This window comes from Paraburkholderia caffeinitolerans, assembly GCF_902859945.1.
GTDB classification, from domain to species: domain Bacteria; phylum Pseudomonadota; class Gammaproteobacteria; order Burkholderiales; family Burkholderiaceae; genus Paraburkholderia; species Paraburkholderia caffeinitolerans.
The window spans coordinates 39,411-63,829 of the sequence record NZ_CADIKL010000048.1 but is presented as its reverse complement, the minus strand read 5'-3'; the positions used below and the strand labels follow the sequence as shown (position 1 = coordinate 63,829).

General features: G+C 65.1%; 22 protein-coding genes. 14 read left to right on the top strand and 8 right to left on the bottom strand.

Translation table 11 applies throughout. The features are described 5' to 3' along the window. Window positions 1-3,489: DNA translocase FtsK (locus HV773_RS37095; RefSeq protein ID WP_281365316.1), on the top strand; the 3,489-nt coding region annotated here is incomplete at its 5' end. Window positions 3,490-3,571: 82 nt separating this feature from the next. Here the strand turns inward: HV773_RS37095 and HV773_RS31660 are convergent. Further along, window positions 3,572-4,846 (bottom strand): lactonase family protein, encoded by a 1,275-nt coding sequence (locus HV773_RS31660; RefSeq protein WP_377731199.1) that lies wholly within the window; start codon window positions 4,844-4,846, stop codon window positions 3,572-3,574. Between the two features lie 163 nt (window positions 4,847-5,009). Here HV773_RS31660 and HV773_RS31655 point away from each other — a divergent pair, with 163 nt between their 5' ends. The 3 genes from HV773_RS31655 (at window position 5,010) to HV773_RS31645 (ending at window position 8,754) form a co-directional block, all read left to right on the top strand. Then, window positions 5,010-5,168 (top strand): DUF3096 domain-containing protein, encoded by a 159-nt coding sequence (locus HV773_RS31655; RefSeq protein ID WP_129561539.1) that lies wholly within the window; start codon window positions 5,010-5,012, stop codon window positions 5,166-5,168. A gap of 126 nt (window positions 5,169-5,294) precedes the next feature. Then, entirely contained in the window at window positions 5,295-7,172 is a 1,878-nt protein-coding gene (locus HV773_RS31650) for a glycoside hydrolase family 15 protein (RefSeq protein ID WP_129561538.1), read from the top strand. Between the two features lie 304 nt (window positions 7,173-7,476). Further along, complete coding sequence (locus HV773_RS31645; RefSeq protein WP_129561537.1) at window positions 7,477-8,754, top strand: polyhydroxyalkanoate depolymerase; 1,278 nt, start codon at window positions 7,477-7,479, stop codon at window positions 8,752-8,754. Window positions 8,755-8,862: 108 nt separating this feature from the next. Here HV773_RS31645 and HV773_RS31640 read toward each other — a convergent pair whose 3' ends face one another. After that, window positions 8,863-9,495 carry a TetR/AcrR family transcriptional regulator gene (locus tag HV773_RS31640; protein WP_129561536.1) on the bottom strand — a complete coding sequence of 211 codons (633 nt, stop codon included), beginning with the start codon at window positions 9,493-9,495 and terminating at the stop codon, window positions 8,863-8,865. Window positions 9,496-9,889: 394 nt separating this feature from the next. Here HV773_RS31640 and rsxB point away from each other — a divergent pair, with 394 nt between their 5' ends. The 3 genes from rsxB (at window position 9,890) to HV773_RS31625 (ending at window position 11,988) form a co-directional block, all read left to right on the top strand. Next, on the top strand, window positions 9,890-10,816 hold the full coding sequence (gene rsxB, locus HV773_RS31635; RefSeq protein WP_227875367.1) for an electron transport complex subunit RsxB: 927 nt from the start codon (window positions 9,890-9,892) through the stop codon (window positions 10,814-10,816). After that, window positions 10,813-11,457, top strand: a complete 645-nt coding sequence (gene nth / locus HV773_RS31630) for an endonuclease III (protein WP_129561534.1) — start codon at window positions 10,813-10,815, stop codon at window positions 11,455-11,457. The genes rsxB and nth overlap by 4 nt, the downstream gene beginning before the upstream one ends. 96 nt (window positions 11,458-11,553) lie before the next feature. After that, window positions 11,554-11,988, top strand: coding sequence for a DUF1841 family protein (locus HV773_RS31625; RefSeq protein ID WP_129561533.1), 435 nt, complete (start codon window positions 11,554-11,556; stop codon window positions 11,986-11,988). Window positions 11,989-12,157: 169 nt separating this feature from the next. On the opposite strand, the gene HV773_RS31620 is transcribed toward HV773_RS31625, so the two are convergent. Together HV773_RS31620 and HV773_RS31615 are read right to left on the bottom strand one after the other, a co-directional pair. Further along, complete coding sequence (locus HV773_RS31620) at window positions 12,158-12,553, bottom strand: c-type cytochrome (protein WP_129561532.1); 396 nt, start codon at window positions 12,551-12,553, stop codon at window positions 12,158-12,160. Between the two features lie 22 nt (window positions 12,554-12,575). Further along, window positions 12,576-12,941, bottom strand: coding sequence for a c-type cytochrome (locus tag HV773_RS31615; RefSeq protein WP_129561531.1), 366 nt, complete (start codon window positions 12,939-12,941; stop codon window positions 12,576-12,578). A gap of 392 nt (window positions 12,942-13,333) precedes the next feature. Here HV773_RS31615 and HV773_RS31610 point away from each other — a divergent pair, with 392 nt between their 5' ends. The 5 genes from HV773_RS31610 to HV773_RS31590 all read left to right on the top strand — a co-directional run bounded on the left by HV773_RS31610 (window position 13,334) and on the right by HV773_RS31590 (window position 18,617). Continuing rightward, on the top strand, window positions 13,334-14,185 hold the full coding sequence (locus tag HV773_RS31610) for an AAA family ATPase (protein ID WP_129561530.1): 852 nt from the start codon (window positions 13,334-13,336) through the stop codon (window positions 14,183-14,185). Window positions 14,186-14,230: 45 nt separating this feature from the next. Further along, window positions 14,231-15,403: a vWA domain-containing protein gene (locus tag HV773_RS31605; protein ID WP_129561529.1), complete on the top strand. Its 1,173-nt coding sequence runs from the start codon at window positions 14,231-14,233 to the stop codon at window positions 15,401-15,403. A 102-nt stretch (window positions 15,404-15,505) separates the two neighbouring features. Then, window positions 15,506-16,723 carry a benzoate/H(+) symporter BenE family transporter gene (locus tag HV773_RS31600; protein WP_129561528.1) on the top strand — a complete coding sequence of 406 codons (1,218 nt, stop codon included), beginning with the start codon at window positions 15,506-15,508 and terminating at the stop codon, window positions 16,721-16,723. Between the two features lie 188 nt (window positions 16,724-16,911). Then, window positions 16,912-17,871, top strand: a complete 960-nt coding sequence (tal, locus tag HV773_RS31595) for a transaldolase (RefSeq protein ID WP_129561527.1) — start codon at window positions 16,912-16,914, stop codon at window positions 17,869-17,871. A 314-nt stretch (window positions 17,872-18,185) separates the two neighbouring features. Then, entirely contained in the window at window positions 18,186-18,617 is a 432-nt protein-coding gene (locus tag HV773_RS31590) for a VOC family protein (RefSeq protein ID WP_129561526.1), read from the top strand. Between the two features lie 52 nt (window positions 18,618-18,669). On the opposite strand, the gene HV773_RS31585 is transcribed toward HV773_RS31590, so the two are convergent. The 4 genes from HV773_RS31585 to HV773_RS31570 form a co-directional block, all read right to left on the bottom strand. Beyond that, on the bottom strand, window positions 18,670-19,905 hold the full coding sequence (locus HV773_RS31585) for an FUSC family protein (protein ID WP_129561525.1): 1,236 nt from the start codon (window positions 19,903-19,905) through the stop codon (window positions 18,670-18,672). A gap of 171 nt (window positions 19,906-20,076) precedes the next feature. Then, window positions 20,077-21,627, bottom strand: a complete 1,551-nt coding sequence (mctP, locus tag HV773_RS31580) for a monocarboxylate uptake permease MctP (protein WP_129561524.1) — start codon at window positions 21,625-21,627, stop codon at window positions 20,077-20,079. Then, entirely contained in the window at window positions 21,624-21,866 is a 243-nt protein-coding gene (locus HV773_RS31575; protein WP_129561523.1) for a DUF3311 domain-containing protein, read from the bottom strand. Before HV773_RS31575 ends, mctP begins: the two co-directional genes overlap by 4 nt. A 325-nt stretch (window positions 21,867-22,191) precedes the next feature. Then, window positions 22,192-23,109 (bottom strand): class I SAM-dependent methyltransferase, encoded by a 918-nt coding sequence (locus HV773_RS31570; RefSeq protein WP_129561522.1) that lies wholly within the window; start codon window positions 23,107-23,109, stop codon window positions 22,192-22,194. Window positions 23,110-23,399: 290 nt separating this feature from the next. Here HV773_RS31570 and HV773_RS31565 point away from each other — a divergent pair, with 290 nt between their 5' ends. Further along, window positions 23,400-23,993 carry a nucleotidyltransferase domain-containing protein gene (locus tag HV773_RS31565; protein WP_129561521.1) on the top strand — a complete coding sequence of 198 codons (594 nt, stop codon included), beginning with the start codon at window positions 23,400-23,402 and terminating at the stop codon, window positions 23,991-23,993. Continuing rightward, window positions 23,971-24,405, top strand: coding sequence for a hypothetical protein (locus HV773_RS31560; protein WP_129561520.1), 435 nt, complete (start codon window positions 23,971-23,973; stop codon window positions 24,403-24,405). The genes HV773_RS31565 and HV773_RS31560 overlap by 23 nt, the downstream gene beginning before the upstream one ends. The last annotated feature ends 14 nt before the right edge of the window (window positions 24,406-24,419 follow it).

The window sequence follows — 24,419 nt, the reverse complement described above, 5'->3', positions numbered from 1 at the left end:
AGCGCGCCGCCGCCCGTCGCGGGCAGCACCGCCGCGCGCGCAGCGGCCGCAGCCGCGCCGCAAGCACGTCAGCAGAAACCACAACGTCCGTTCGTCTGGCCGGCCAAGGGCACGCCCAGTTCGGCACAGCGCGCGCCCGGCTCGTCATTCAGCACCCAGTTCGGTGCGTCCGCAACGACGCCGCTCGCGGGCACCGCCACGCCGGCCTACTCCCGCCCGACGCAGGGCACGGCATCCACACCGCAACCGTCCCTCTCGACGGGCGTGCTCGAAACGCTACGCTCGATCGAGGAAAACGCCGCGCGCTGGACGACGCTCGCAGGCGCGAGTCTCGCGCGCCGCAGCACGATCGACCAGGCCGCTACGCAAGCGGAAGTGCGCGCGAACGCAGACGCCCCCGCTGACCTGGCTGCCAGCGACGCGAGCCTCGCCCCGCCAGCCCACGTGGAATTGCCGCTTGTCGAGCCGCAATTCGTTCCGCTGTCCGGGACGGCAGCGCTCGACAACGTGGTCGCGGTGGATACGGCGGATGAAGGCGCTCGTGTGGAGTCTGCCGCGCCTTCGGATCATGCGCCGGCCGAATCTTCCGGGACGCCCGCGAGCGTGTCCAACGACGCGTCGCCTGGTTCAGCGCAATCGGAACAAACGGCTGAATCCAATCTGACGCCCGTTGCGCCGACCGCCGACACGCCGCCAGCCACACCGCCCGCCACCGACCCCGTAGCGCCGTGGACCTCCGCCGACGACACCTCGAACCCGATCGCCCTCCCCGCGTTCCTCATCGACGTGCAGGAGGAAGACGTGCTGCCGGCACCCGTTGCGCCTGCCGCGCCTATTGCAACGGCAATGCCGCCCTCGCAGCCGCTCGCGACTTCGCCGGTCCACTGGCCGACCTTCGACAACGGTATGCCGTGGATCATGCTCGACGACGAACCGGAAGCCGCCGAACCGGCCGACGCAGCACCGGACCAGGCCGCCTCGACGCCCGCTCCATCGGCTCAAGCGGCCGACGTTGCGCCGGCTGAGAACGTTGCACAGACCCATGCCGCGCTGCCGTCCATCACACCGTTCCAGCATCACGACGCCGTCGACGCGACGAACGAGCCGCCGCTGCCTGATGCGACGTCTGAAGCAACGTCTGATGCAACGTCTGATGCGGCGCCGGAGGCAACGCTCGATGTGCCAGAGCCGGAAATCGCAGAAAACGTCGTCCGCTTCCCGCGCGTTGCGACCGGACCGTTGCACGCTGCGCCCCCCACGCCGGCAAGCCATAGCGTGATCGCGGAGACTTGGCCTGTGAACGCCGCGCAGCAGGACGACACGCCGGCCGACGATGACGCCTCAACGCCCGTGCCACAAGTCCGTGCTTTCGCACCGGCCCCCGCTGTTGAAGTGCCTTCGCTCCTGGCGGCGGTGCTCAATACCGCACCAAACCCGACGTCCATCGCGACGCCGAGCGCCGTGGCGCCGATGCCCATCGCGCCGGCAAACTTCGCGCCCCACTCGCCTGCGGCGGTTCCTCCCACGCCAGCACCGTTCGCGGCCGCACCTGTCACATCTGCGGAACCCAAGCCCGAGGCCCCAGCGCAGCCGACTCCCCCGGCACAGCCCGCATTCACCGCGACGCCGACCTTTGCATCGATCGGCTTCGCACGCGCGCCCGCCGTCGACGTGATGCAAGCGCCGGAGGCAGCGCCAGGCGCTGCGCCGTTCATTGCCCCGGCAGTCGAAGCCACGGCGCAAACCACCGCGCACGAGGCCCCTGCGCCGCTATCGCCCGCCCCGGTTGCAGCTAGCGGCTACGCCAACACGACACCGCCGTGGGCGCAGCCACAACCACCCGCAACCCCGCTCGACCACGGCAACGGCGCGCCGGCCACACCGGCCGCGCTCCAGCCTGAAGCGCAGCCCGCGCCCCTGCCCGAAGGTCAGCCAGCAGCCGCGCCGCGCCAGCCCGTGCGCGGCCATGCGCCGACCTCGTTCGAGTTCCAGCCGCTCAGCGCATCGTCGGTCGATCTGCCCGGCATCGAGCTGCTCGAACGCGCCTCGTCCGAAATCGAGCCCGTCTCCGAGCAAAAGCTCGCCGAAACCAGCCAGTTGATCGAGCAGCGCCTGCAGGAATTCAAGGTGCCCGTGACCGTGGTCGGCGCTTCGGCGGGCCCGGTCATCACGCGCTTCGAAGTCGAGCCCGCGCTCGGCGTGCGCGGCAGCCAGATCGTCGGCCTCATGAAGGATCTCTCGCGCGGCCTCGGCCTCACGTCGATCCGCGTGGTCGAGACCATCCCCGGCAAGACCTGCATGGGTCTGGAGCTACCCAACGCGCGCCGCCAGATGATCCGCCTCTCGGAGATTCTCGAATCGGCGCCGTACCACCGCTCGCAATCGAAGCTCACGATCGCGATGGGCAAGGACATCGTCGGCCACCCGATCGTCACGGATCTCGCCAAGGCGCCGCACATGCTCGTCGCGGGTACGACCGGCTCGGGCAAGTCGGTGGCGATCAACGCGATGATCCTCTCGCTGCTCTACAAGGCCACGCCCGAGGACGTGCGGCTCATCATGATCGACCCGAAGATGCTCGAGCTTTCGGTGTACGAAGGCATTCCGCATCTGCTCGCGCCCGTGGTCACCGACATGAAGCTCGCCGCCAACGCGCTCAATTGGTGCGTGGGCGAGATGGAGAAGCGCTACCGGCTGATGTCGGCGGTGGGCGTGCGCAATCTCGCGGGCTTCAACCAGAAGATCCGCGACGCGCAAGCGCACGAGAAGAAGATCGGCAATCCGTTCTCGCTCACGCCCGAGGCGCCCGAGCCGCTCTCGCCGCTGCCGATGATCGTCGTGGTGATCGACGAGCTCGCCGACCTCATGATGGTCGCTGGCAAGAAGATCGAAGAGCTGATCGCGCGTCTCGCGCAAAAGGCGCGCGCCGCCGGCATCCACCTGATTCTCGCGACGCAGCGTCCTTCGGTGGACGTCATCACGGGCCTCATCAAGGCGAACATTCCGACGCGCGTGGCGTTCCAGGTCTCGTCGAAGATCGACTCGCGCACGATTCTCGACCAAATGGGCGCCGAGTCGCTGCTCGGCCAGGGCGACATGCTGTTCCTGCCGCCGGGCACGGGCTACCCGCAGCGCGTGCACGGCGCATTCGTCGCCGACGAGGAAGTGCACGCCGTGGTCGAGTATCTGAAGCAGTTCGGCGAGCCCGAATATGTCGAAGGCATTCTCGACGGCCCCGCGGGCGAAGGCGCGGCGCAGGACCTGTTCGGCGAATCGCCCGAGGCGGAAGCCGATCCGCTCTACGACGAGGCCGTTGCGTTCGTCGTGCGCACGCGGCGCGCGTCGATTTCTTCGGTGCAGCGGCAGTTGCGCATCGGCTACAACCGCGCCGCGCGCCTCGTCGAGCAGATGGAAGCGGCGGGCCTCGTCTCGCCGATGGGCATCAACGGCAGCCGTGAAGTGCTCGTGCCGGGAGGCCAGTCCGAGTAAGCCTCGCGATGCGCGCAGCGATGCACGCGTCGCTTGAACGCGAAGCGCCGCGCTGGAACGATCCAGCGCGGCGCTTTGTTTTTTACGGCGCGACGAACTTGAAGTCGACGGGCGAGCCGATGTCGATGCGCTTCGGATTCGGTTCGAGCAAGCCCGTTTCCTGATCGCGGCGGAATACGTAGGCCGTGTCGCTACCTTGATTGCCGACGACGAGCCACTGGCCGCTCGGATCGATCGCGAACTCGCGCGGCCCCTTGCCAAGACTCGATTGACGGCCCACGCGCTTGAGTTTGCCCGTGCGCGCATCGACGGCGAAGATCGAAATGTCGTTGGCGTCGCCGCGATTCGAGACGTACAGGAACTTGCCGTCGGGCGACAAGTGCAGCGCCGCCGCGCCCACCGCGCCCTTGAAACCCGGCTCCGCGAGCTTCTCGACCTGTTCGAGCGCCAGGCGACCGTCGTGATACGCGAACACGCTCACCGTGGCGGACAGTTCACTCGTGAGGTATGCGAAGCGTCCATCGTTGCCGAAGATGAGGTGGCGCGGGCCCGTGCCGGCCTTCACGTCGGTATAGCGCCACTCGGCCGGGCTCACGAGACCGCGGCTGCCGTCGGGCGTGTAGCGGTAAGTCCAGAGCTTGTCGGTGCCGAGATCCTGGGTGAAGAGGTAGCGCCCGTCCGGCGAGAACACAGTGGAATGCACGTGCGCGTTGTCCTGGCGTCCCTTCACCGGCCCCCCGCCCTCGTGGTGCACGGTGAGCACCGATGCCCCAAGCTTGCCGTCCTGCTCGACGGGCAGCACCGCGAAACTGCCGCCGGGGTCCGCCGCAACCGAATAGTTGGCGACGAGAAGATAGCGTCCATCGGGCGAAAGGCTCAGATAGCAGGGATCGTTGCCTTGCGCGGACACCTTGTCGAGGAATGTGAGCTGGCCGCTCGCGGCGTCGAAGCCGAACGCGCTCACGTCGCCGCGCTGGGTCGCCGGGCCGTTGTCGCCTGGCAGCTCGTTCACCGCGTAGACGAAGCGCTTGTCCTTGCTCACCACGAGATACGACGGATTCACCGTCTTCGCGACGCTCACCTGCTGGGCGTCGCCCGTCTTCGAGTCGAAGCGATAGACGTAGAGCCCCTCGCTCTTGCCGCCGGTATAAGTGCCGACGATCAGGTCATATACGCCATCGGCCGCAGTATCGGCGGACGCTGCGCCCGCGCCGGATTGAGCGAATGCCTGGGTGGCGGCGAGCGTTGTGGCGACTGCGGCCATGATGACGATACCCTTGATGATCTGATGAATGAAGCCGCGCTTCTTCGCGCGCGGCGGATGGTGGCGATCATGCCGATGCGCGGGCACGGGCATGGCGATTGCGGCGGCATGGACCTGAAACATGTCGACCTCCATTTTTCTTTTCGAAGCGCGAGCGCACCGGTGTCGTGAAGATTCGCGGCCCAGTATAGGAGAGCTTGCGCCTGGCTGGCCGCTGGCCGCCCGGCCAGGCCCGCTCTACCCCAGGGAGTGAACCATGAACATCCATCTCGCCATCGGCCCGCTCGCCTCGCTCATCGCCGGCATCCTGATTCTCGTGGCGCCGCGCCTGCTCAATTACATCGTCGCGCTGTATCTCATCATCATCGGGCTGGTCGGGCTCTTCGGCACGGGCGGGCATCTCGGGCATTTTTGACGCTTGAGGCCGCGGCATGCCGCAAAACGCGTTGCGCGAGCCCCCCCGCACCCACTAATCTTGTGCGTGCATCCGCCGTATCCGTTCAAGCCCGGCTCAAGTCGCAACGCTGTCAATCTGCTTACCATGCCTGCACTCATCGAAGACTATGCAATGATCGGCGACGGCCACACGGCCGCGCTCGTGTCCCGCGAGGGTTCCATCGACTGGCTGTGCTGGCCGCGCTTCGACTCCGGCGCGTGCTTCGCCGCGCTGCTCGGCACCGAGAACAACGGCCGCTGGCTGATCGCGCCGGCCCCGCCCGCCGACGGCTCCAAGGCCGCGATCAAGACCACGCGCCGCTATCGCGGCGACACGCTGATCCTCGAAACCGATTTCGAAACGCCCGAAGGCGCCGTCACGCTGATCGACTTCATGCCGCCCGGCAATGGCTGGAGCGAACTCGTGCGGCTCGTGGTAGGCCGGCGCGGCACCGTGCGCATGCAGTGCGAGCTCGTGCTGCGCTTCGACTATGGTTTTTCGGTGCCGTGGGTGAGCCGCCTCGCCTACGAGAGCGGCATCAAGGCGACGGTCGGCCCCGACACCGTCGTGCTGCGCACGCCCGTCGACCTGCAAGGCGAGAACATGCGCACCGTCGCCGAATTCGACGTGAGCGAAGGCGAGCGCGTGCCGTTTTCGATGGCCTACGCGGCCTCGCATCTGCGCTTGCCACCGCCGCGCGACCCGTTCACGGCGCTCGCGCGCACCGAGAACTTCTGGGAAGAATGGTCGGCGCGCAGCACCATCGAAGGCCGCTGGGCCGAGCCGATCCGCCGCTCGCTCATCACGCTCAAGGCGCTCGCGTTCGAGCCCACCGGCGGCATCGTCGCCGCGCCCACTACATCGCTGCCCGAGCAGTTGGGCGGCACGCGCAACTGGGACTACCGCTACTGCTGGCTGCGCGACGCCACCATCACGCTGCTCGCGATGATGCGCGGCGGCTACTACGACGAGGCGCGCGCATGGCGCGCATGGCTCGGTCGCGTAATGGCGGGCTCGCCCTCGCAGTTGCAGATCATGTACGGCATCGCCGGCGAGCGCCGCCTGCCCGAGTTCGAGCTCGACTGGCTGCCGGGCTACGAAGGCTCGAAGCCGGTGCGCGTGGGCAACAACGCGGTCGGCCAGTTGCAACTCGACGTCTATGGCGAAGTCATGAACGCGCTGCACCTCGCGCGCGTGGGCGGCCTGCAGGCCGACGAAACCGCGTGGTCGATCCAGTGCGCGATGCTCGAACACCTCGAAAAAGTCTGGACCGAGCCCGACGAAGGCATCTGGGAAACCCGTGGTGGGCGCCAGCACTTCACGTTCTCGAAGGTCATGGCGTGGGTGGCGTTCGACCGCTGCATCCGCTCGGCTGAGAAGTTCGACCTGCCGGGCCCGCTCGATCACTGGCGCGCGCTGCGCGACACCATCCACGCGACCATCTGCGAGCGCAGTTTCAATACCTCGCTCAATTCGTTCACGCAGATCTACGGCGGCACCGACCTCGACGCGAGCCTGCTGCTGATCCCGCTGGTGGGTTTTTTGCCGGCGTCGGACCCGCGCATCGCGGGCACGGTCGCGGCCATCGAGCGCGACCTGATGGTGGAAGGCTTCGTGATGCGCTACCGCACCACCGACTTCAACGACGGCCTGCCGCCCGGCGAGGGCACCTTCCTCGCCTGCAGCTTCTGGATGGTGGACAACCTCGCGCTCCAGGGCCGCATGGACGACGCGCGCAAGATGTACGAGCGCCTGCTCGCGCTCGCCAACGACGTCGGCCTGCTCGCCGAGGAGTACGACCCGGCGGCGGGCCGGCTTGTGGGGAATTTTCCACAAGCGTTTTCTCATGTGGCCCTCGTTCACACGGGGCTGAATTTGATGCGCCACGAGCAGGAAATGGCCCGCGCGACCGGGCATCCGGCCTTTGCCGGTGCCTCGCCGGCCGATTCGGATCTTGCGGCGGCGGCGAGCACGGCATCGTAAAGATGCGAAAACGATCAAAACCGGTGCGCAAGCGCACAAAAACCCCTATGCGTCCGCGCCAAGTGCGCTACACTTGAGAACTGGATTGCTGCGTTGCACAATGAACTGAAGCCCCGCCAGGCATGGAATGCCCGTTGCTGGCGCAAGGATTCGCATTCGCTCGCGGCAAGCCGAATGCCGCGCCGTTCAGGCGGCCGGCTGCAAAGCCGGTATGCAGGCAAACCGACCAACTACGGGCCCGCTTTCCGTGCCGTGCTTGCCCAGCGCGGCGCGAATGCGAACCGCCCCTGATGCTGGAGCACCCATGCTCTACCAAATCCGTGAATTTCAGCGCGCCCTGCTGAGCCCGCTTACCGCGTGGGCGCAGGCCGCCTCCAAGTCGTTCTCGAATCCGTCGAGCCCGTTCTCGCTCGTGCCGGGCGCCACGCGCCTCGCCGCGGGTTACGAGTTGCTCTACCGCCTCGGCAAGGACTACGAGAAGCCCGAATTCGACATCCGCCAGATCGAAAAGGACGGCTTCAACATTCCTATCGTCGAGCAAACCATTATTGAAAAGCCGTTCTGCCGGCTGCTGCGCTTCAAGCGCTTCGCTGACGATCCGTCGGCCGTCTCCGCGCTCAAAGACGAGCCTGTGGTGCTCGTGTGCGCGCCGCTTTCGGGTCACCACTCGACGCTGCTGCGCGACACCGTGCGCACGCTGCTGCAGGACCACAAGGTCTACATCACCGACTGGATCGACGCGCGCATGGTCCCGCTCGAAGCGGGTCCGTTCCATCTCGACGACTACATCGCGTATATCCAGGAATTCATCCGCCATATCGGCGCGAAGAACCTGCACGTGCTGTCGGTGTGTCAGCCCACGGTGCCGGTGCTCGCGGCCATCTCGCTGATGGCGAGCCGCGGCGAGCCCACGCCGCTCACCATGACGATGATGGGCGGCCCGATCGACGCGCGCCGCAGCCCCACGGCGGTCAACTCGCTCGCCACCGAGCATTCGATGGAGTGGTTCGCGAACAACGTGATTCACACGGTGCCCGCCAACTACCCGGGCGAAGGGCGCGCGGTCTATCCGGGCTTCCTGCAGCACGCGGGCTTCGTCGCGATGAATCCGGGCCGCCATACCAGCGCGCACTGGGACTTCTACAAGAGCCTGCTGCGCGGCGACGAAGAGGACGCCGAAGCACATCGCCAGTTCTATGACGAATACAACGCGGTGCTCGACATGGCCGCCGAGTACTACCTCGAAACCATCCGCACGGTGTTCCAGGACTTCAGCCTCGCCGAAGGCACGTGGGACGTCGCGGGCGAGCGCGTGAAGCCGCAGGACATTCGCGAGACGGCGCTCTTCACGATCGAAGGCGAACTCGACGACATCTCGGGCTCGGGTCAGACGCACGCCGCGCACGACCTGTGCACAGGCATCGCCGAGCAGCACAAGCATCGCCTCACGGCGGAAAAGTGCGGCCACTACGGCATCTTCTCGGGCCGCCGCTGGCGCACCATCATCTATCCGCAATTGCGCGACTTCATTCGCGAGCACCAACGCGCGCGGCAGAAGGCAAAGGAAAGCGCCGTGGCGTGAGTCGCCTGAAAAGGCGCTCGCGCAGCACGCAACGCCAAACCCCGCGCCCGGTTCGCACCGAGCGCGGGGTTTTTCATTGGCGCCTGGGGTTACATCCGACTTTGCGCCTCATTTGCGCATCAAGAATGCAAGCAGCATCTCGGTGTTGAGCTGGATGATCTCGCCGCGCTCGGCTGAGGTGCTGAAGTCGCGCCCGAGCGTGGCGTTGAGCGTGTAGCGGTTGGACACGATGTAGTAGCCCATGCCCGAGAGCGTCACGTAAAGGCGCAGCGGATCGACATTGTTGCGGAACAGCCCCGCGGCCTCGCCACGCGCGAGGATTGAGCCGAGCGTGGCAATGATCGGCGAGATCATCTCGTGAATGCGCGTGGACTTCTGCATGTAGCGCGCCTCGTGCAGGTTCTCGTTGTTCACGAGCCGCAGGAGGTCGGGATGGTCGCGGTAGTAATCCCACACGAAATGCGCGAGCCGCGTGATCGCCTCGACAGGTGCGAGCCCGCCCAGGTCGAGCGCGCGTTCGGCCTCGTTGAGCGCGCCGAATGCATGCTCCAGCACGGCAGTGAACAACTGCTCCTTGCTGCCGAAGTAGTAGTACAGCATGCGCTCGTTGGTTTCCGCCCGGCGCGCGATCTGGTCGACGCGGGCGCCGAACAGGCCGCCATTCGCGAACTCTTCCGCAGCGGCAAGCAGGATGCGGCGGCGCGTGCCTTCAGGATCTCTTTTGATTTTCGTCTGATTCATGGTGGCAGGATCGCTCGATAGGCGCGGCTTTCCACGTTGCGCTGCCGGGCCTCTCCAAACCCATCGTGCGGCAGCGTGCATGGAGCGCGCCGGGTTAATGAACCGACACCCTTCGCTTCTCGATCTTTCTTTGTTTGCAGTCGTCTTGCCCCCTCGCCCGACGCTGCATATGTGAAGCCGTCCTGCGGACTTGATCCGATGCCATGCGCTGATGATGCAAGCGCTGCGAGAACATTCGAATTAAGCACTTTGATTATGGCACATGCCCCGCCGATGGCAATGCGGGAAATCGGCGATAATGCGGGCTTTGGCGCGGGGCATACAGCCCCTGGGCGTGCAAGCCCCAAGCGTGCGCTCGCGCAGCCACGCCGCCGCCCGCCCAGCAATCGCAACCGTGAACGATTCCAAGACACTCGCAGATCGCATCGAAGATCTGCTGCCCCAGACGCAATGCACCAAGTGCGGCTACGACGGCTGCCGGCCCTATGCCGAAGCCGTCGCAAATGGCGCCGCGAGCTACAACCAGTGCCCGCCGGGCGGCGCCGAAGGCGTCGCACGCCTGGCGAAGCTGCTCGGCAAGCCGGTCATCCCGATCAATCCCGTGAACGGCGTCGAGCGGCCGCGTCCCGTGGCCTTCATCGACGAGCAACTGTGCATTGGCTGCACGCTGTGCATGCAGGCATGCCCGGTCGATGCGATCGTCGGTGCGCCCAAGCAGATGCACACCATCGTCAAGGATCAGTGCACGGGCTGCGACCTGTGCGTCGCGCCCTGCCCCGTGGACTGCATTGCGATGATTCCGGTGACGGGCGTTGCAACGGGCTGGGACGCGTGGACCCAGCAACAGGCCGATGAAGCGCGCGTGCGCCACGACCGCCGCCAGGCCCGGCTCGCCGCCGAGCGTCAGGCCGCCGAAGCGCGCGCGGCCGCGCGGCGCGCAGCGGCGGCGCCCGCCGGAGCCGCTTCTGATGCTCCTGGCGCCGCCAATGCTTCGGCTACTTCGGCCTCTCCGGCTGCGGCCTCGCCCGCAGTCGTCGACGACGCGGAAGCCAAGAAAAAAGCGATCATCCAGGCCGCGCTGGAACGCGCACGGCGCAAGAAATTGGAACTCGCCGAACGCGGCGCCGGCCCGCGCAACACCGAGCATGTGAGCGCCGACGTGCAGGCGCAAATCGACGCCGCCGAAGCACGCCGCCGGCGCCTCGGCATCGCCGCCGACGCGAGTTCAGCCAACGCGAGTGCAGCCGACAACAAGGCCGAGGGCGCAGCCACACCCGAACCGCCCGCGCCGCACGCCGATCAGAACGACAAACCCGCATGAACGCCACCAAGCGCCGCGCCATCTACGAAACGCTCCAGAGCCTCAACCCGAATCCGACGACCGAGCTGGAGTTCACAACGCCCTTCGAACTCCTGATCGCCGTATTGCTTTCGGCCCAGGCCACGGACGTTTCGGTGAACAAGGCCATGCGCAGGATGTTTCCGGTGGCCAACACGCCGCAGGCGGTGCTCGCGCTGGGCGAGGAAGGCGTCGCCGATTACATCAAGACGATCGGCCTCTACCGCACCAAGGCGAAGAACGTCATCGCCACCTGCAAGATCCTGATCGAGCAGCACGGCGGCGAAGTTCCGCAAACGCGCGAAGCGCTCGAAGCGCTGCCGGGCGTCGGTCGCAAGACCGCGAACGTGGTGCTCAACACGGCGTTCGGCCATCCGACCATCGCGGTGGATACGCATATTTTCCGCGTTGCCAACCGCACGGGCCTCGCGCCCGGCAAGGACGTGAAGGCGGTGGAAACCGCGCTGGAGAAGTTCACGCCGGCCGAGTTCCGCCAGGACGCTCATCACTGGCTGATCCTGCATGGCCGCTACGTGTGCAAGGCGCGCCGCCCGGAGTGCTGGCATTGCGTGATCGAGCCGCTGTGCGAGTTCAAGCCGAAAACGCCACCCCCCGAGCTCTGACAAACCCACCGGCGTAAAATCGAGATTCGAGCCACCGCGTCACGTGGACGCTGGCTCTGACCACACAGCCCTCACCACTGCACGATTCAGCACCCGATGTTCAATCCCAGCCGCGACGAAGTCCGCCAATTTTTCACCGAGACCTGGCGCAAGCAGCGCGCGGGCGAGATCCTCACGCCGCTCGAGGCGATGGCCGCCGACTGGATCGTCGAGCATCCCGAGTACCACGCGCAGCTCGCCGATGCCGAAGCCGCATCGGCGCAGGACTATTCGCCCGAGCGCGGGCAGAGCAATCCCTTCCTGCACCTGTCGATGCATTTGGCGATCAGCGAGCAGCTTTCGATCGACCAGCCGCCGGGCATTCGCGCGGCGCACGACCGGCTCGCGGCGCGCATGGGCTCCACCCACGAGGCGCAGCACGCCATCATGGAATGTCTCGGCGAGACGATCTGGGAAGCGCAGCGCACTAACACGCCGCCCGACACCGACGCGTACCTCGCGCGCATCGAGCGGCGCGCCTCGCGCGACTGAATCCGGGCCGCCGCTGGAAAGTGGAAGGCCCATGAAAAAACACCCCGTGTGAGAAAGCGCCTGAAGCGCGTCTCACACGGGGTGTTTTGCATTCGTATCGCGCACCTGTCGTGCGCAACCTGTCGCGCACAAACACCATGCATACCGCATGGCGCCTGGCAGACTGCGCTTACTTCTTCTCGACCAAGTCGCCCTTGAGCGATTCGACGTACGCGGCCAGATCCTTCAGGTCACGCTCGGAGAGGCTCTGCACCTGCGCCTGCATGATCGGATTGCTGCGCCCGAAATTCACATTGCCGTTGCCCATCTGATATTGGCGCAGCGCCCAGAAGATGTAGTCGGCATGCTGACCCGCGAGCTTCGGGTAGTCGGGGCTCACCGGCTTGTTCAGGTTCACGCCGTGGCAGGCCGCACAGTTGTGGCTGTCGGCGAGCACCTTGCCGTTGGAGGCATCGGCGGCATGCGCCGATTGCACGCCAAACGCGAGCGTGAGAGCTGCGGCGGCGCAAACCGCCGAGGCGGACTTCAGAAGCGACGCGCGCACAGCCGTATAGGGCTTGTTCATGGATTCTCCTGTCCCGTGCCGGTTATTTCTCGGGATTGTTTTTCGTGGCGGCCGTCTGCGACGAGTAATAAGCCGCGATATCGGCGATGTCCTGCTCGGACAGCGACGCCGCGATCGCGTGCATCGTCCCGAAGTGGCGGTCGCCCTTCTTGTAGCCGTGCAGTGCGCTTGCGATGTACTGCGCGTTCTGACCGCCCAGAATCGGCACGTGATAGACCTCGGGATAAGCGGTGCGGTAGTCGGGAATACCATGACAGCCGATACACATCGCAACCTTACCCTGCCCTGCCTTCGCGTCGCCCACGACATCCGCGTGGGCCGTGGCCGCGAAGCCCGCCAGCACTGTCAATGCGCCAAACATGACGTGCTTGCTGACAATTTTTTTCATAGCATCCAACCTGGCTTGAGGGGATTCGAACGCCCGAACCGCAGGCCTCGGCCTGCGACGCATGACTGCTGTTTTACTTTTGGGTCGCCGTGCAGGCCGAAAAAAATCGGTCCGAGTATACCGCGACGGCCCGCCGCACGTCCACCGGGCTGCTGCCCGGCAATGCCCGCCGACGCCCGCCGGACGGGGCTCGGGCGTTGTGCGAGCGGCCTGGCGTGGTGGCGTGCGGGTCATCCCTGATGCGCTCGCGCATTTTTCTCGCGAGCCGCAAACGAGTGGCATAACCGTGGCACTTAGGTCCACATCGCGGGCGGACCCAACGATACGCGAGCCCCCTCCGGCCCAACACCCCTTCTGACTTATACTGAGATTTTTTTAGCGAGCGGTTCATCATGCGCGCCACGCGTTTCGAAGGCTCTTCGCAGTACGTCGCCACCGACGATCTCAAGCTTGCGGTGAATGCCGCGATCACCCTCAAACGACCGCTGCTCATCAAGGGCGAGCCCGGCACGGGCAAGACCATGCTCGCCGAGGAAGTGGCCGCCGCGCTCGACATGCCGCTCATGCAGTGGCACATCAAGTCCACCACGAAGGCGCAACAGGGCCTCTACGAGTACGACGCGGTCTCGCGCCTGCGCGACTCGCAACTCGGCGACGAGCGCGTGAACGACATCCGCAACTACATCGTGAAGGGCGTGCTGTGGCAGGCGTTCGAGTCGGAACAGCAAAGCGTGCTGTTGATCGACGAGATCGACAAGGCCGACATCGAGTTCCCCAACGACTTGCTGCGCGAACTCGACCGCATGGAATTCTACGTGTACGAAACGCGCGAGCTCGTGAAGGCTAAGCAGCGCCCGCTCGTCATCATCACGTCGAACAACGAGAAGGAGCTGCCCGACGCGTTCTTGCGGCGCTGCTTCTTCCACTACATCAGCTTCCCCGACCCGGCCACGATGCAGCGCATCGTCGAAGTGCATTACCCCGGCATTCGCAGCGATCTGCTTAGCGCGGCAATGGAAAGCTTCTTCGAGCTGCGCAACGTCGCGGGCCTGAAGAAGAAGCCGTCCACCTCCGAACTGCTCGACTGGCTCAAGCTGCTGCTCGCCGAGGACATTCCGCCCGACGCGCTGCGCGCGGTGGACGGCTCGAAGTCGATGCCGCCGCTTGCCGGCGCGCTGCTCAAGAACGAGCAGGACATGAGCCTGTTCGAGCGGCTTATCTACATGAACCGTCATAACCGTTGAACCCGCGCTGAGCGCGGAACACGCTCGCAAGGCCGGAGAACCCGCATGCTGATCGACTTCTTTTACACGCTGCGAGACGCGAAGCTGCCGGTCTCCGTGAAGGAATACCTCACGCTCGTCGAGGCGCTCAAGGAGCGCGTGATCGCGCCTTCGCTCGACGACTTCTATTACCTCGCGCGCATGACGCTCGTGAAGGACGAGCAGTACTTCGACCGCTTCGACCAGGCCTTCGGCGCGTACTTTCGCGGCATCGAGAAGAAATCGGAACTCGCCTTCGAGATTCCCGAAGACTGGCTCAAGAAGCGGCTCGAACGCGACTTCACGCCCGAGCAGCGCGCGCAGATCGAGGCGATGGGCGGGCTCGACAAGCTCATGGAGCGCCTCAAGGAACTCTTCGAGGAACAGAAGGAGCGCCACGAGGGCGGCAGCAAGTGGATCGGCACGGGCGGCACCTCGCCGTTCGGCAACGGCGGCTATAACCCCGAAGGCATCCGCATCGGTGGCGAAGGCGGCCAGCGCAGCGCCGTGAAGGTGTGGGACGCGCGCGCCTTCCGCGATTACGACGACCAGGTCGAGATCGGCACGCGCAACATCAAGGTCGCGCTGCGACGCCTGCGCCGCTTCGCGCGCGAAGGCGCCGCCGAAGAACTCGATCTCGCGGGCACGATCCGCAGCACAGCGGCGAACGCCGGCTGGCTCGACATCAAGATGGTTCCGGAGCGCCACAACAACGTGAAGGTGCTAATGCTGCTCGACGTGGGTGGCTCGATGGACGATCACATCAAGCGCACCGAAGAGCTTTTCTCGGCGGCAAAGGCCGAGTTCAAGCACCTGGAGTTCTACTACTTCCACAATTGCGTCTACGACCACCTGTGGAAAAACAACCGCCGCCGACACGCCGAGCGCACACCCACCTGGGACCTGCTGCACAAGTTCACGCCCGACTACAAGCTGATCTTCGTCGGCGACGCCACCATGAGCCCCTATGAAGTGCTGCAGCCGGGCGGCTCGGTCGAGTACAACAACCCCGAAGCCGGCGCCGTGTGGCTGCGCCGTCTCGCCGACCAGTTCCCGCATTTCGCATGGCTCAATCCCGAGCCCGAGCGGCTATGGGAATATCGCCAGTCGGTATCGATCATCCGCGAGATACTCGGGCATCGCATGTATCCGCTCACCGTCGCCGGGCTCGAAACGGCGATGCGCGTGCTGAGCAAGTAGCGGCACAACCAGGCACAGCCGCACCGCATCGAAGTGGCGCGCCGCGCCAGGCTCGCCGCCAAACTGTTGCGCACACAACCATAAAACGAGGAGATTTCCAGTATGACCGCGCCTTCGTCCCCGGACCTGCCATCGACATTCCGGCCCGGACCGCTGCGCCCCTTCGCCGACACCTCGGTGGCGACGATCGTCGCCGGCTTCGTCGCGATGATGACCGGCTACACGAGTTCGCTCGTGCTGATGTTCCAGGCCGGCCAGGCCGCGCATCTCTCGCCTGCGCAGATTTCTTCGTGGATCTGGTCGCTCTCGATCGGCATGGGCGTGACCACCATCGCGCTGTCGCTCTGGTATCGCGCGCCCACCGTGATCGCGTGGTCGACGCCGGGCGCGGCGCTGCTGATCAGCTCGCTGCCGCACGTGCCGTATGCCGAGGCGATTGGCGCGTACATCGTGTGCGCGGTGCTGCTCACGGCGGTGGGCGTGACCGGCTGGTTCGACGCGCTCATGAAACGCGTGCCCGCCGGCATCGCGGCCGCGTTGCTCGCGGGCATCCTGTTCGAGATCGGCATCGAGATCTTCCACGCCGCGCAGGTGCAAACGCCGCTCGTGCTCACCATGTTCTTCGCGTACCTGCTGCTCAAGCGCGCGGTGCCGCGCTATGCGATCGTCGGCACGCTCGTGGTGGGCGTGGCGGCTGCCGCCGTGCTCGGGCTGCTCGACTTCAGCCACTTCCACGTGGCGCTCGCGAAGCCCGTGTTCACCATGCCCGCGTTCTCGGCTTCGGCGATCGTGAGCATCGGCATTCCGCTCTTCGTCGTGGCGATGGCCTCGCAGAATGTGCCCGGCATCGCCGTGATACGCGCCGACGGCTATAACACGCCCTCCTCGCCGCTCATCGCCACAACGGGCATCGCCTCGCTAGTGCTCGCGCCGTTCGGCTCGCACGGCATCAATCTCGCGGCCATCACCGCGGCCATCTGCACCGGCCCGCATGCCCATGAAGACCGCACCAAGCGCTATATGGCGGCCGTCTGGTGCGGCATCTTCTATCTGATCGCGGGGGTCTTCGGCGCGACCATCGCGGCGCTGTTCGCGGCGTTTCCGTCCGCGCTCGTGGTCTCCATCGCGGCGCTCGCGCTGTTCGGCTCGATCATGAGCGGCCTCACCAATGCGATGCAGAACCCGCATGAGCGCGAAGCGGCGCTCGTGACCTTCATGGTGACGGCCTCGGGACTCACGCTGCTCTCGATCGGCGCGGCGTTCTGGGGGCTCGTGGCGGGCGTGCTCACGCAGGTGATCCTGAACGCGCGGCGGGCTTGAAGGTGCTTGAAGGTGCCTGAAGCTCGCGTAATCGCATCGCCACCCGATCCGCCATAAAATGATGAGGTAAGCCGTGCCTTCTGGCACGGCATCGTGTGCCGCCCTTCGCGCCGGGCGCCAGCCGCCCGGGCACGCGAAGCCGTTCAACTCTCACCGATGCCGGCGCACATGCGCCCACAAGGCCTGACATGACTAACGCACTCGATCAACTCAAGCAGTACACGACCGTCGTCGCCGATACGGGCGACTTCCAGCAGTTCGTCCAGTACCAGCCGCGGGATGCGACCACCAACCCGTCGCTGATCCTCAAGGCCGTGCAGAAGGCCGAGTACCGGCCATTGCTCGAAAAAACCGTGCGCGATCACGCGAGCGAATCGGTCGAGTCGATCATCGACCACCTGCTGGTCGCCTTCGGCACCGAAATTCTCAAGATCATTCCGGGCCGCGTCTCGACCGAAGTCGACGCGCGCCTCTCGTTCGACACCAAGAAGTCGATCGAAAAAGCGCACCACATCATCGACCTGTACAAGCAGGCCGGCATTGCGCGCGAGCGCGTGCTGATCAAGCTCGCGTCCACGTGGGAAGGCATCCGCGCGGCCGAGGTGCTGCAAAAGGACGGCATCCGCTGCAACATGACGCTGCTGTTCTCGCTCGCGCAGGCCGCCGCTTGCGCCGAGGCGGGCGCGCAGCTGATTTCGCCGTTCGTCGGCCGCATCTACGACTGGTTCAAGAAGGCCAAGGGCGCCGACTGGGACGACGCGAAGGACGGCGGCGCGAATGACCCGGGTGTGCAGTCGGTGCGCAAGATCTACGCGTACTACAAGAAGTTCGGCTACCAGACCGAGGTGATGGGCGCGAGCTTCCGCAACACCAGCCAGATCGTCGAACTGGCCGGCTGCGACCTGCTCACGATCAGCCCGGATCTGCTGCAGAAGCTGCAGGACAGCACGGAGAAGGTCGAGCGCAAGCTCTCGCCGGAAGCGTTCAAGGACGCCCAGATCGCGCGCGTGGCCGTGGATGAGTCCTCGTTCCGCTTCCAACTGAACGACGACGCCATGGCGACGGAAAAGCTTGCGGAAGGCATCCGCGCATTCGCCGCCGACGCGATCAAGCTCGAAAAGATGATCGAGGAACTGCGCGGGCGTTAAGCGCGCACAGGCGCACACACCGCAGCTTCCCGCAGGGCCGCACATGTTGCATGTGCGGCCCTTTTTGCATGCCGCACTGCGCGGTGCGCGGCGCAACCTCCATTCCCGCATGCGCTCTCGCAAACCCTGGCGACACATGCGCCCGAAATGCGCATGCGCTCATCTGGAGCGCCTAGAATCAGGGCAGCGGCGCAACATGCCGCGCCCTCCCGGTCCCGCCCTGCCGCGCCCCGTCACCCAGGTTGCGCGGCGCTTCTTCATGGGACCGGCCATCGTGGGAGCGCCCACCGGACTAATCCGCAAGGAAATTGACGATGCAAATCCAGCCCTACCTGTTTTACAACGGCAACTGCGAGCAGGCGATCGCGTTCTACCGGGAAGCGCTCGGCGCCCAGGAGCTGTTCAAGATGCGCTTCAAGGACGCCCCGCCCGACCCCGAGCGCCCGATGGCACCCGAGTTCGCCGAAAAGATCATGCACGCGACGCTCCAGATCGGCGACGCGCAGATCATGATGTCGGACGGCGGCTGCATGACGCAGAATGACAAGTTCGCCGGCTTCAGCGTCTCGCTCACGGGGCCCGACGCGGCCACCGCGCAGCGCTACTTCGATGCACTTGCCAACGGCGCTCAGGTGACGATGCCGTTCCAGAAGACCTTCTGGTCGCCCGGCTTCGGCATGCTGACCGACAAGTTCGGCGTGCCGTGGATGGTCAGTGCGCCGCCGGCCGAAAGTCCCGCCGCCTGAGCGGCACCTGAACCGTGGCCACGCGGCCTCACAACGTTCGCGAACGCGCGCGTCACACCATGCGGCGCCAATGCGCGCGTTCGATGTTCCATCTCGGCTCGGTTTCGAGGAGCAAGGCACGCAGTTGCCCCACCTGCTCCTCGAAACGCTGTTCGAGCCAGTAAGGCCCCTGCATCTGCGGCGCGGCGTCGGGCTCCGGCGGCATCGGCCCTGGATCCGGAGCGACACCCGGCATCACGCCCGGAGCCGCGTCGAGCGGGCTTGAGCGCAGCGCCTGCGCCGCCGCCTCTGGATGATGCCGCGTGCCGCCAAAACGCAGCGCCCGGGCCGTCGTCAGCAGCGCTACGCGCACGTAGTCGCCGCACCCCGCGAAGGCCACCCGCACGAGCTGCTGCTCGTAAGCCCCGAGACCCGTCGACATCATCTCCAGCGAACTCAGCAGCGCGCGGTGCAGGCGCTGCGCCTGTTCGAGCCGCGCGAGCGGCACATCGATTTCCCGCGCGACCGACGGCATCAGGCCACGCAACTGCACGAGCCGGGCGTTCAGGCGCCGGAAGGTTTCGACCTGCGCATCGGGATCCACCTGCGCGCCGCTCACCACCTGGGCGTGAACGCGCGCCATCTCGCGCAAATTGTCGGCGAGCCGGTAGCGCCAGGAATAGGTGGCATGCAGCGGCAGCGCGAACGAAAACGCCAGCGCGATCACAATCCCGATCATCACGTTGAGCGTGCGCCACAGGCCCGTGTCGATGAGGTTGTCGCCGTGGCCCGCGACGATGCACATCGTGATGGCTGTGAGGAGCGGCACGTAGCCCTCCTTGCCGATCGCATAGTAGCTGCACACGGCCGCGACGATCGCCATGAGCGAATAGGTGAGCCACGTAAAACCCGTCACGGCCTGCACGATGATGAGCGTGAGTCCGATGAGCGCGCCGAGCACCGTGCCAAGCGCCCGCTCGGTGGCCTTCTTGCGAATGTTGCCGTGGTGCTGAAGGCCGCCGATCACCACGAGCAGCGTGACCGATGCCCAGATGCCGTGCGGAATGTCGATGCCGGTGGTGGCGAGAATCGACACCAGCATCGCGAGCCCGACGCGCACGCCGTGAATGATCCCGGCGTTGCGATAGCGGTAGAACGGCGAGGTCAGCGCGCGCCAGAAGTTCTCCACGCGCACGCGCACGCGCGAGCGCCGGCGCGGCGGCTTGCCGTGCGGGACGGCGTGCGCGCCCTGGCGCAACGCATCGCCAGAGGCGGCGGGGGGTTCGGTGTCGTGATCGGATGAAGCCATGGCGCGTTCGAAGCCTGCTGGACATGACGCAAGACGCAAGTTAGCGCAAAGCGGGGAAGGACGCCTCCTGACAAAAGAAACGGCCCCTGCAAGCATCGTGCACCAGAAAAACAAATGCCCGCAACCGTGAAGTTGCGGGCATTGCAGGCACGACGCAGATTACGCGCCGGATCAGCTTTCCTGCACGTCGAGATAGTCCTCGGGCCGCGTACGGTCCACGCCCTTCTGCATGCCGAACAGATGCACGAGCACCGACACCACCACGGCAACCACGAGGTTCACGACCAGCGACCACACCGCCGCGTAGCCCGGCACGTCCATGCCGAACAGGTGCACGACGAAGATCGAGCCCTTGAGGTGCAGCGAAATCGCCATCCACGTGCCGGTGGCGATGCCCGCCGCCCAGCCGATCAAGAGGCCGCGCCAGTCGAGCATGCGCGTGTAGAGACCGAGCACGATCGCGGGCAACGTCTGGATGATCCAGATGCCGCCGAGCAGTTGCAGCTGGATCGCATACGTGAGCGGCAGGCCCAGGATAAACGCCACCGCGCCCACCTTCACGATCAGCGAGACCAGCTTGGCGACGTTGGTCTCCTGCTCGTGATTCATGTTGCGGTTGATGAACTCCTTGTGGATGTTGCGCGTGTAGAGGTTGGCGGCCGCGATCGACATGATCGCCGCCGGCACCAGCGCGCCGATGCCGATGGCCGCGAACGCCACGCCCACGAACCACGACGGGAAGTACTGCAGGAACAGCGCCGGCACCGCGAAGTTCGGGCCGAAGGCCTTGAAGTACGGCGCGTATTGCGGCATGTCCTTCACGCCCGAGGCGAGCGCCATGTAGCCGAGCAGCGCGAGCAGGCCGAGCACGAGCGAGTACGCGGGCAGCATCGCCATGTTGCGGCGGATGCTGTTGCCCGACGACGACGAGAGAATCGCCGTGACCGAGTGCGGATACAGGAACAGCGCGAGCGCCGAGCCCACCGCCAGGGTCGCATAGGCGCTATAGCCGTTCAGGCTCGTCGCGTCCGGAGCCTTGAGCAGCAGCTTGGCCGGCGGCACCGCGCCGAAAATATGGCCGAAGCCGCCCAACTGCGCGGGAATCACGATGATGGCCGCGATGATCGTGATGTAGATGAGCACGTCCTTCACCACGGCGATCATGGCCGGCGCGCGCAGGCCCGAGGTGTACGTGTAGGCCGCCAGAATCGCGAACGCGATGATGAGCGGCAGGTCGCCGACGAAGCCCGTGGTGTCGAAGCCGAGCCCGCCGATCACCACTTCGATGCCCACCAGCTGCAGCGCGATGTAAGGCATGGTCGCGACAATGCCGGTGACCGCGACTGCGAGCGCGAGCACGCGGCTGCCGTAGCGGGCGCTCACGAAGTCGGCCGACGTGACATAGCTGTGGCGCTTGGCGATGGCCCAGAGTTTGGGAAACACCACGAACGCGAACGGATAGATCAGGATCGTATAGGGCAGCGCGAAGAAACCCGTTGCTCCCGCACCGAACACGAGCGCCGGCACCGCCACGAAGGTGTACGCGGTATAGAGATCGCCGCCGAGCAGGAACCACGTGACGATCGTGCCGAAACGCCGGCCGCCGAGGCCCCACTCGTCGATATGGGCGAGATCGCCTTTACGCCAGTGCGCAGCAAGGAAGCCGACGATCGTGACGCCGATGAACAACAGGACGAAGACGAAGGTTGCCGTAACGTTCATTGCCCACCCCCTGCCTTGCCGCCGCGCTTCGAGCGATCCTTGGTCTTGATATAGACAACTACGGTGATGACGGCGCTGATCAGCACCCAGAGCAGCTGATACCAGTAGAAAAATGGGAAGTCCCACAGCGTGGGCTCGACCTTGTTGTACGACGGCACCCAGATCATTGCGATCCAGGGCAGGATCAACAGCCATAGCCAGTGCTTGCTGGCTTTTGTGGCGTCGGCGTCGTGAGCCATGACGTCTCCTCGTTACTTATGTAGTTATGGGGTTTTCGATGCGGTCCACCGCCCGATATGGAGCGGTCCCTGGCCCGCGAGATCGTGCCTCGCAAGGTCCCCGAAAGCGCAGAAAAGAGTAGCGATGCCGCTGCGATGGGTCAAGAAGGGCGGACCCCAATTTAGATGATGTTGTCAAGACACGACTGGCGGTGCGTTTGACCCCGAACCGTCAGCATTTAGAAAGCTTGGTGATCCGAAACACAAAAAAGCCGGCCCTGTTTGTCGTGGGGCCGGCTTTTCGTTGCTTTCGTTGCACGCCGCGATGCCTCTCGCGGGGCGGGTGTCAGATGGCGAAGGTGTCGTCGCTCTTGTCGCTCTTGTTGCCCTTGCCGTTTTCGGCGTTGGCCTCGCGCAGCGACTTCACCCACTGGTGCGCCGGCAAGCCGAGCTTGCTTTCGAGCAGGCGCGCGCGCTTCTCGAGCGCCGCCCAGCTCACTTCGAGCGCCGGACCCGAGAACGCCAGCGCAATGCGGTTGCCCTCGTGCACTTCGGGCAGCGCGATCACGCGGCCGTCGAACGCTTCCTTCAGGCGCTTCATGTTGCGCACATAGCTCGGGTGGTCGCCGAACAGGTTGATGGTCGCAATACCCGCATCGGTGAGACACGCGCGCGCTGCACGGTAGAACGCCACGCTGTCGAGCACCGGGCCGCGCGCGGTCGCGTCATAAACATCGATCTGCAGCGCGCCGATCGTGCCGTGATTCGCGCGGTCGTGCACGAAGTCCCACGCGTCGAGCTCGCGCACCGCGAGGCGTGCGTCGTCATGCGGCAGTTCGAACATCGTGCGCGCAGCCACCACGACGGCCGGGTTCAGTTCGATCGCCTCGACCTTCGCGGGACGCAGATAACGATGCGCGAACTTGGTCAGCGAGGCCGAGCCGAGACCCAGTTGCACGATACGCGCGGGCGTGGCGAGGAACAGCAGCCAGGACATCATCTGCTGTGCGTATTCGAGCTCGATGTGCTGCGGCTTGGAAAGACGCATCGCGCCCTGCACCCACTCGGTGCCGAAATGCAGATAGCGCACGCCGCCCTCTTCCGAGAACGTCACGGGCGCAAAGCGCGGCTTGCGCGGCGCTTCGATGACCGGCGCGTTGTCGAGATCGGCATCGACTTGCTTCGAGGCGGTGTTGCCGCGGGTCTTGCGGGTCTTGCTGAATGCGCGCGCTTCGGCCGAAGCGCGCTTGATGAGATTCGTCATGTGGAGATGTCGTGCTTTCTTGCTTATGAGGAGCAGGTTCGGACGCGAAATTCGCTGCGCTTTTCGCGGTGCGAATTCGAACGCAATGTCGAACGCAACTATGCGGGCGACCGAGAGCATAGCATTCGTGGTCTGTCGGGCTGGTTTTAGGCGGCGGCGCGTGGCGATACGGATACGCGACCACGTCCCGCAAACCGATGCGACGTTTGAGCAGCGCTGCGGTCTCTCATCGAGCCAAAATCTGGTTCGATCGTGCTAAATATTGGCTCGATCGTGCTAGCATCCGGATTATGACAAAGCTCGGCGATGCCCTTTTCTCCAACGCACAGCAACCCATTCTTGCCTGCCTGTTCGGGCGGCCCGACCAATGGTTTCACGTAAAAGAGCTGATCCGGCTGACGGGTCTCGGCAGTGCCAGCGTCCAGCGCGAACTGAATCGCCTCGAACAAGGCGGACTCATCGAAACCCGACGCATTGCCAATCTCAAACAGGTGCGGGCCTTCGCAGGCAGTCCTGTTTTCAGCGAACTGCGCCTCATCGTCATCAAAACCTTCGGAGTTGTCGAGGTACTCCGCGAAGCGCTGTCACCGCTGACTCAGGAAATAAAATTCGCCTTTGTGTACGGCTCCGTTGCCCAAGGCTACGACCACGCCGGCAGCGATATCGACGTCATGTTGGTCAGCGAGACCCTCAGCTATGGACAAGTCATGACCGCGCTCGAATCAGCCGAAAAAAAGCTAGACCGTACGGTCCAGATTACCCAGTACACTCGAGAAGAATTTCTCGAACGGAAACGCAAAAATCATCCGTTCCTGACGGAAGTACTGCGCCAGCCGAAGCTGATGGTAATAGGAAGCGAGGATGACATCGACCACATTGGATAATCTCGTACGCATCGGAAAGCTAAAACCTTTCCCGGCGAACCGTGGTGAATTCGAGCATCTGCTGAGCCTCGCTCGAACCTTGCTCGGCACTGTCACAAGCAGTAGCGCAATGGCAACGGAGAGCCAGTTCATCCTCGCATACGATGCCGCGCACGCGGCATCACGCGCCGCGCTACGGGCTCACGGATACCGGAGCGACGACCGATACCTGGTCTTTCAGTGCCTCGAACATACGATCGGCTGGCCGACCGAAAAATGGCGCGTGCTCGATACCTGCCATCGCAGGCGTAACGCGGCCGAATACGAAGGCAACATAGATCTTCCAGTGAGCCTGACCGCCGAACTGGTTCGGCTCACCATCGAACTCATTGAATCCGTATCTCGACTCGACCACCTGTTACCGCGCACCTGATACTGCTTCGCCGA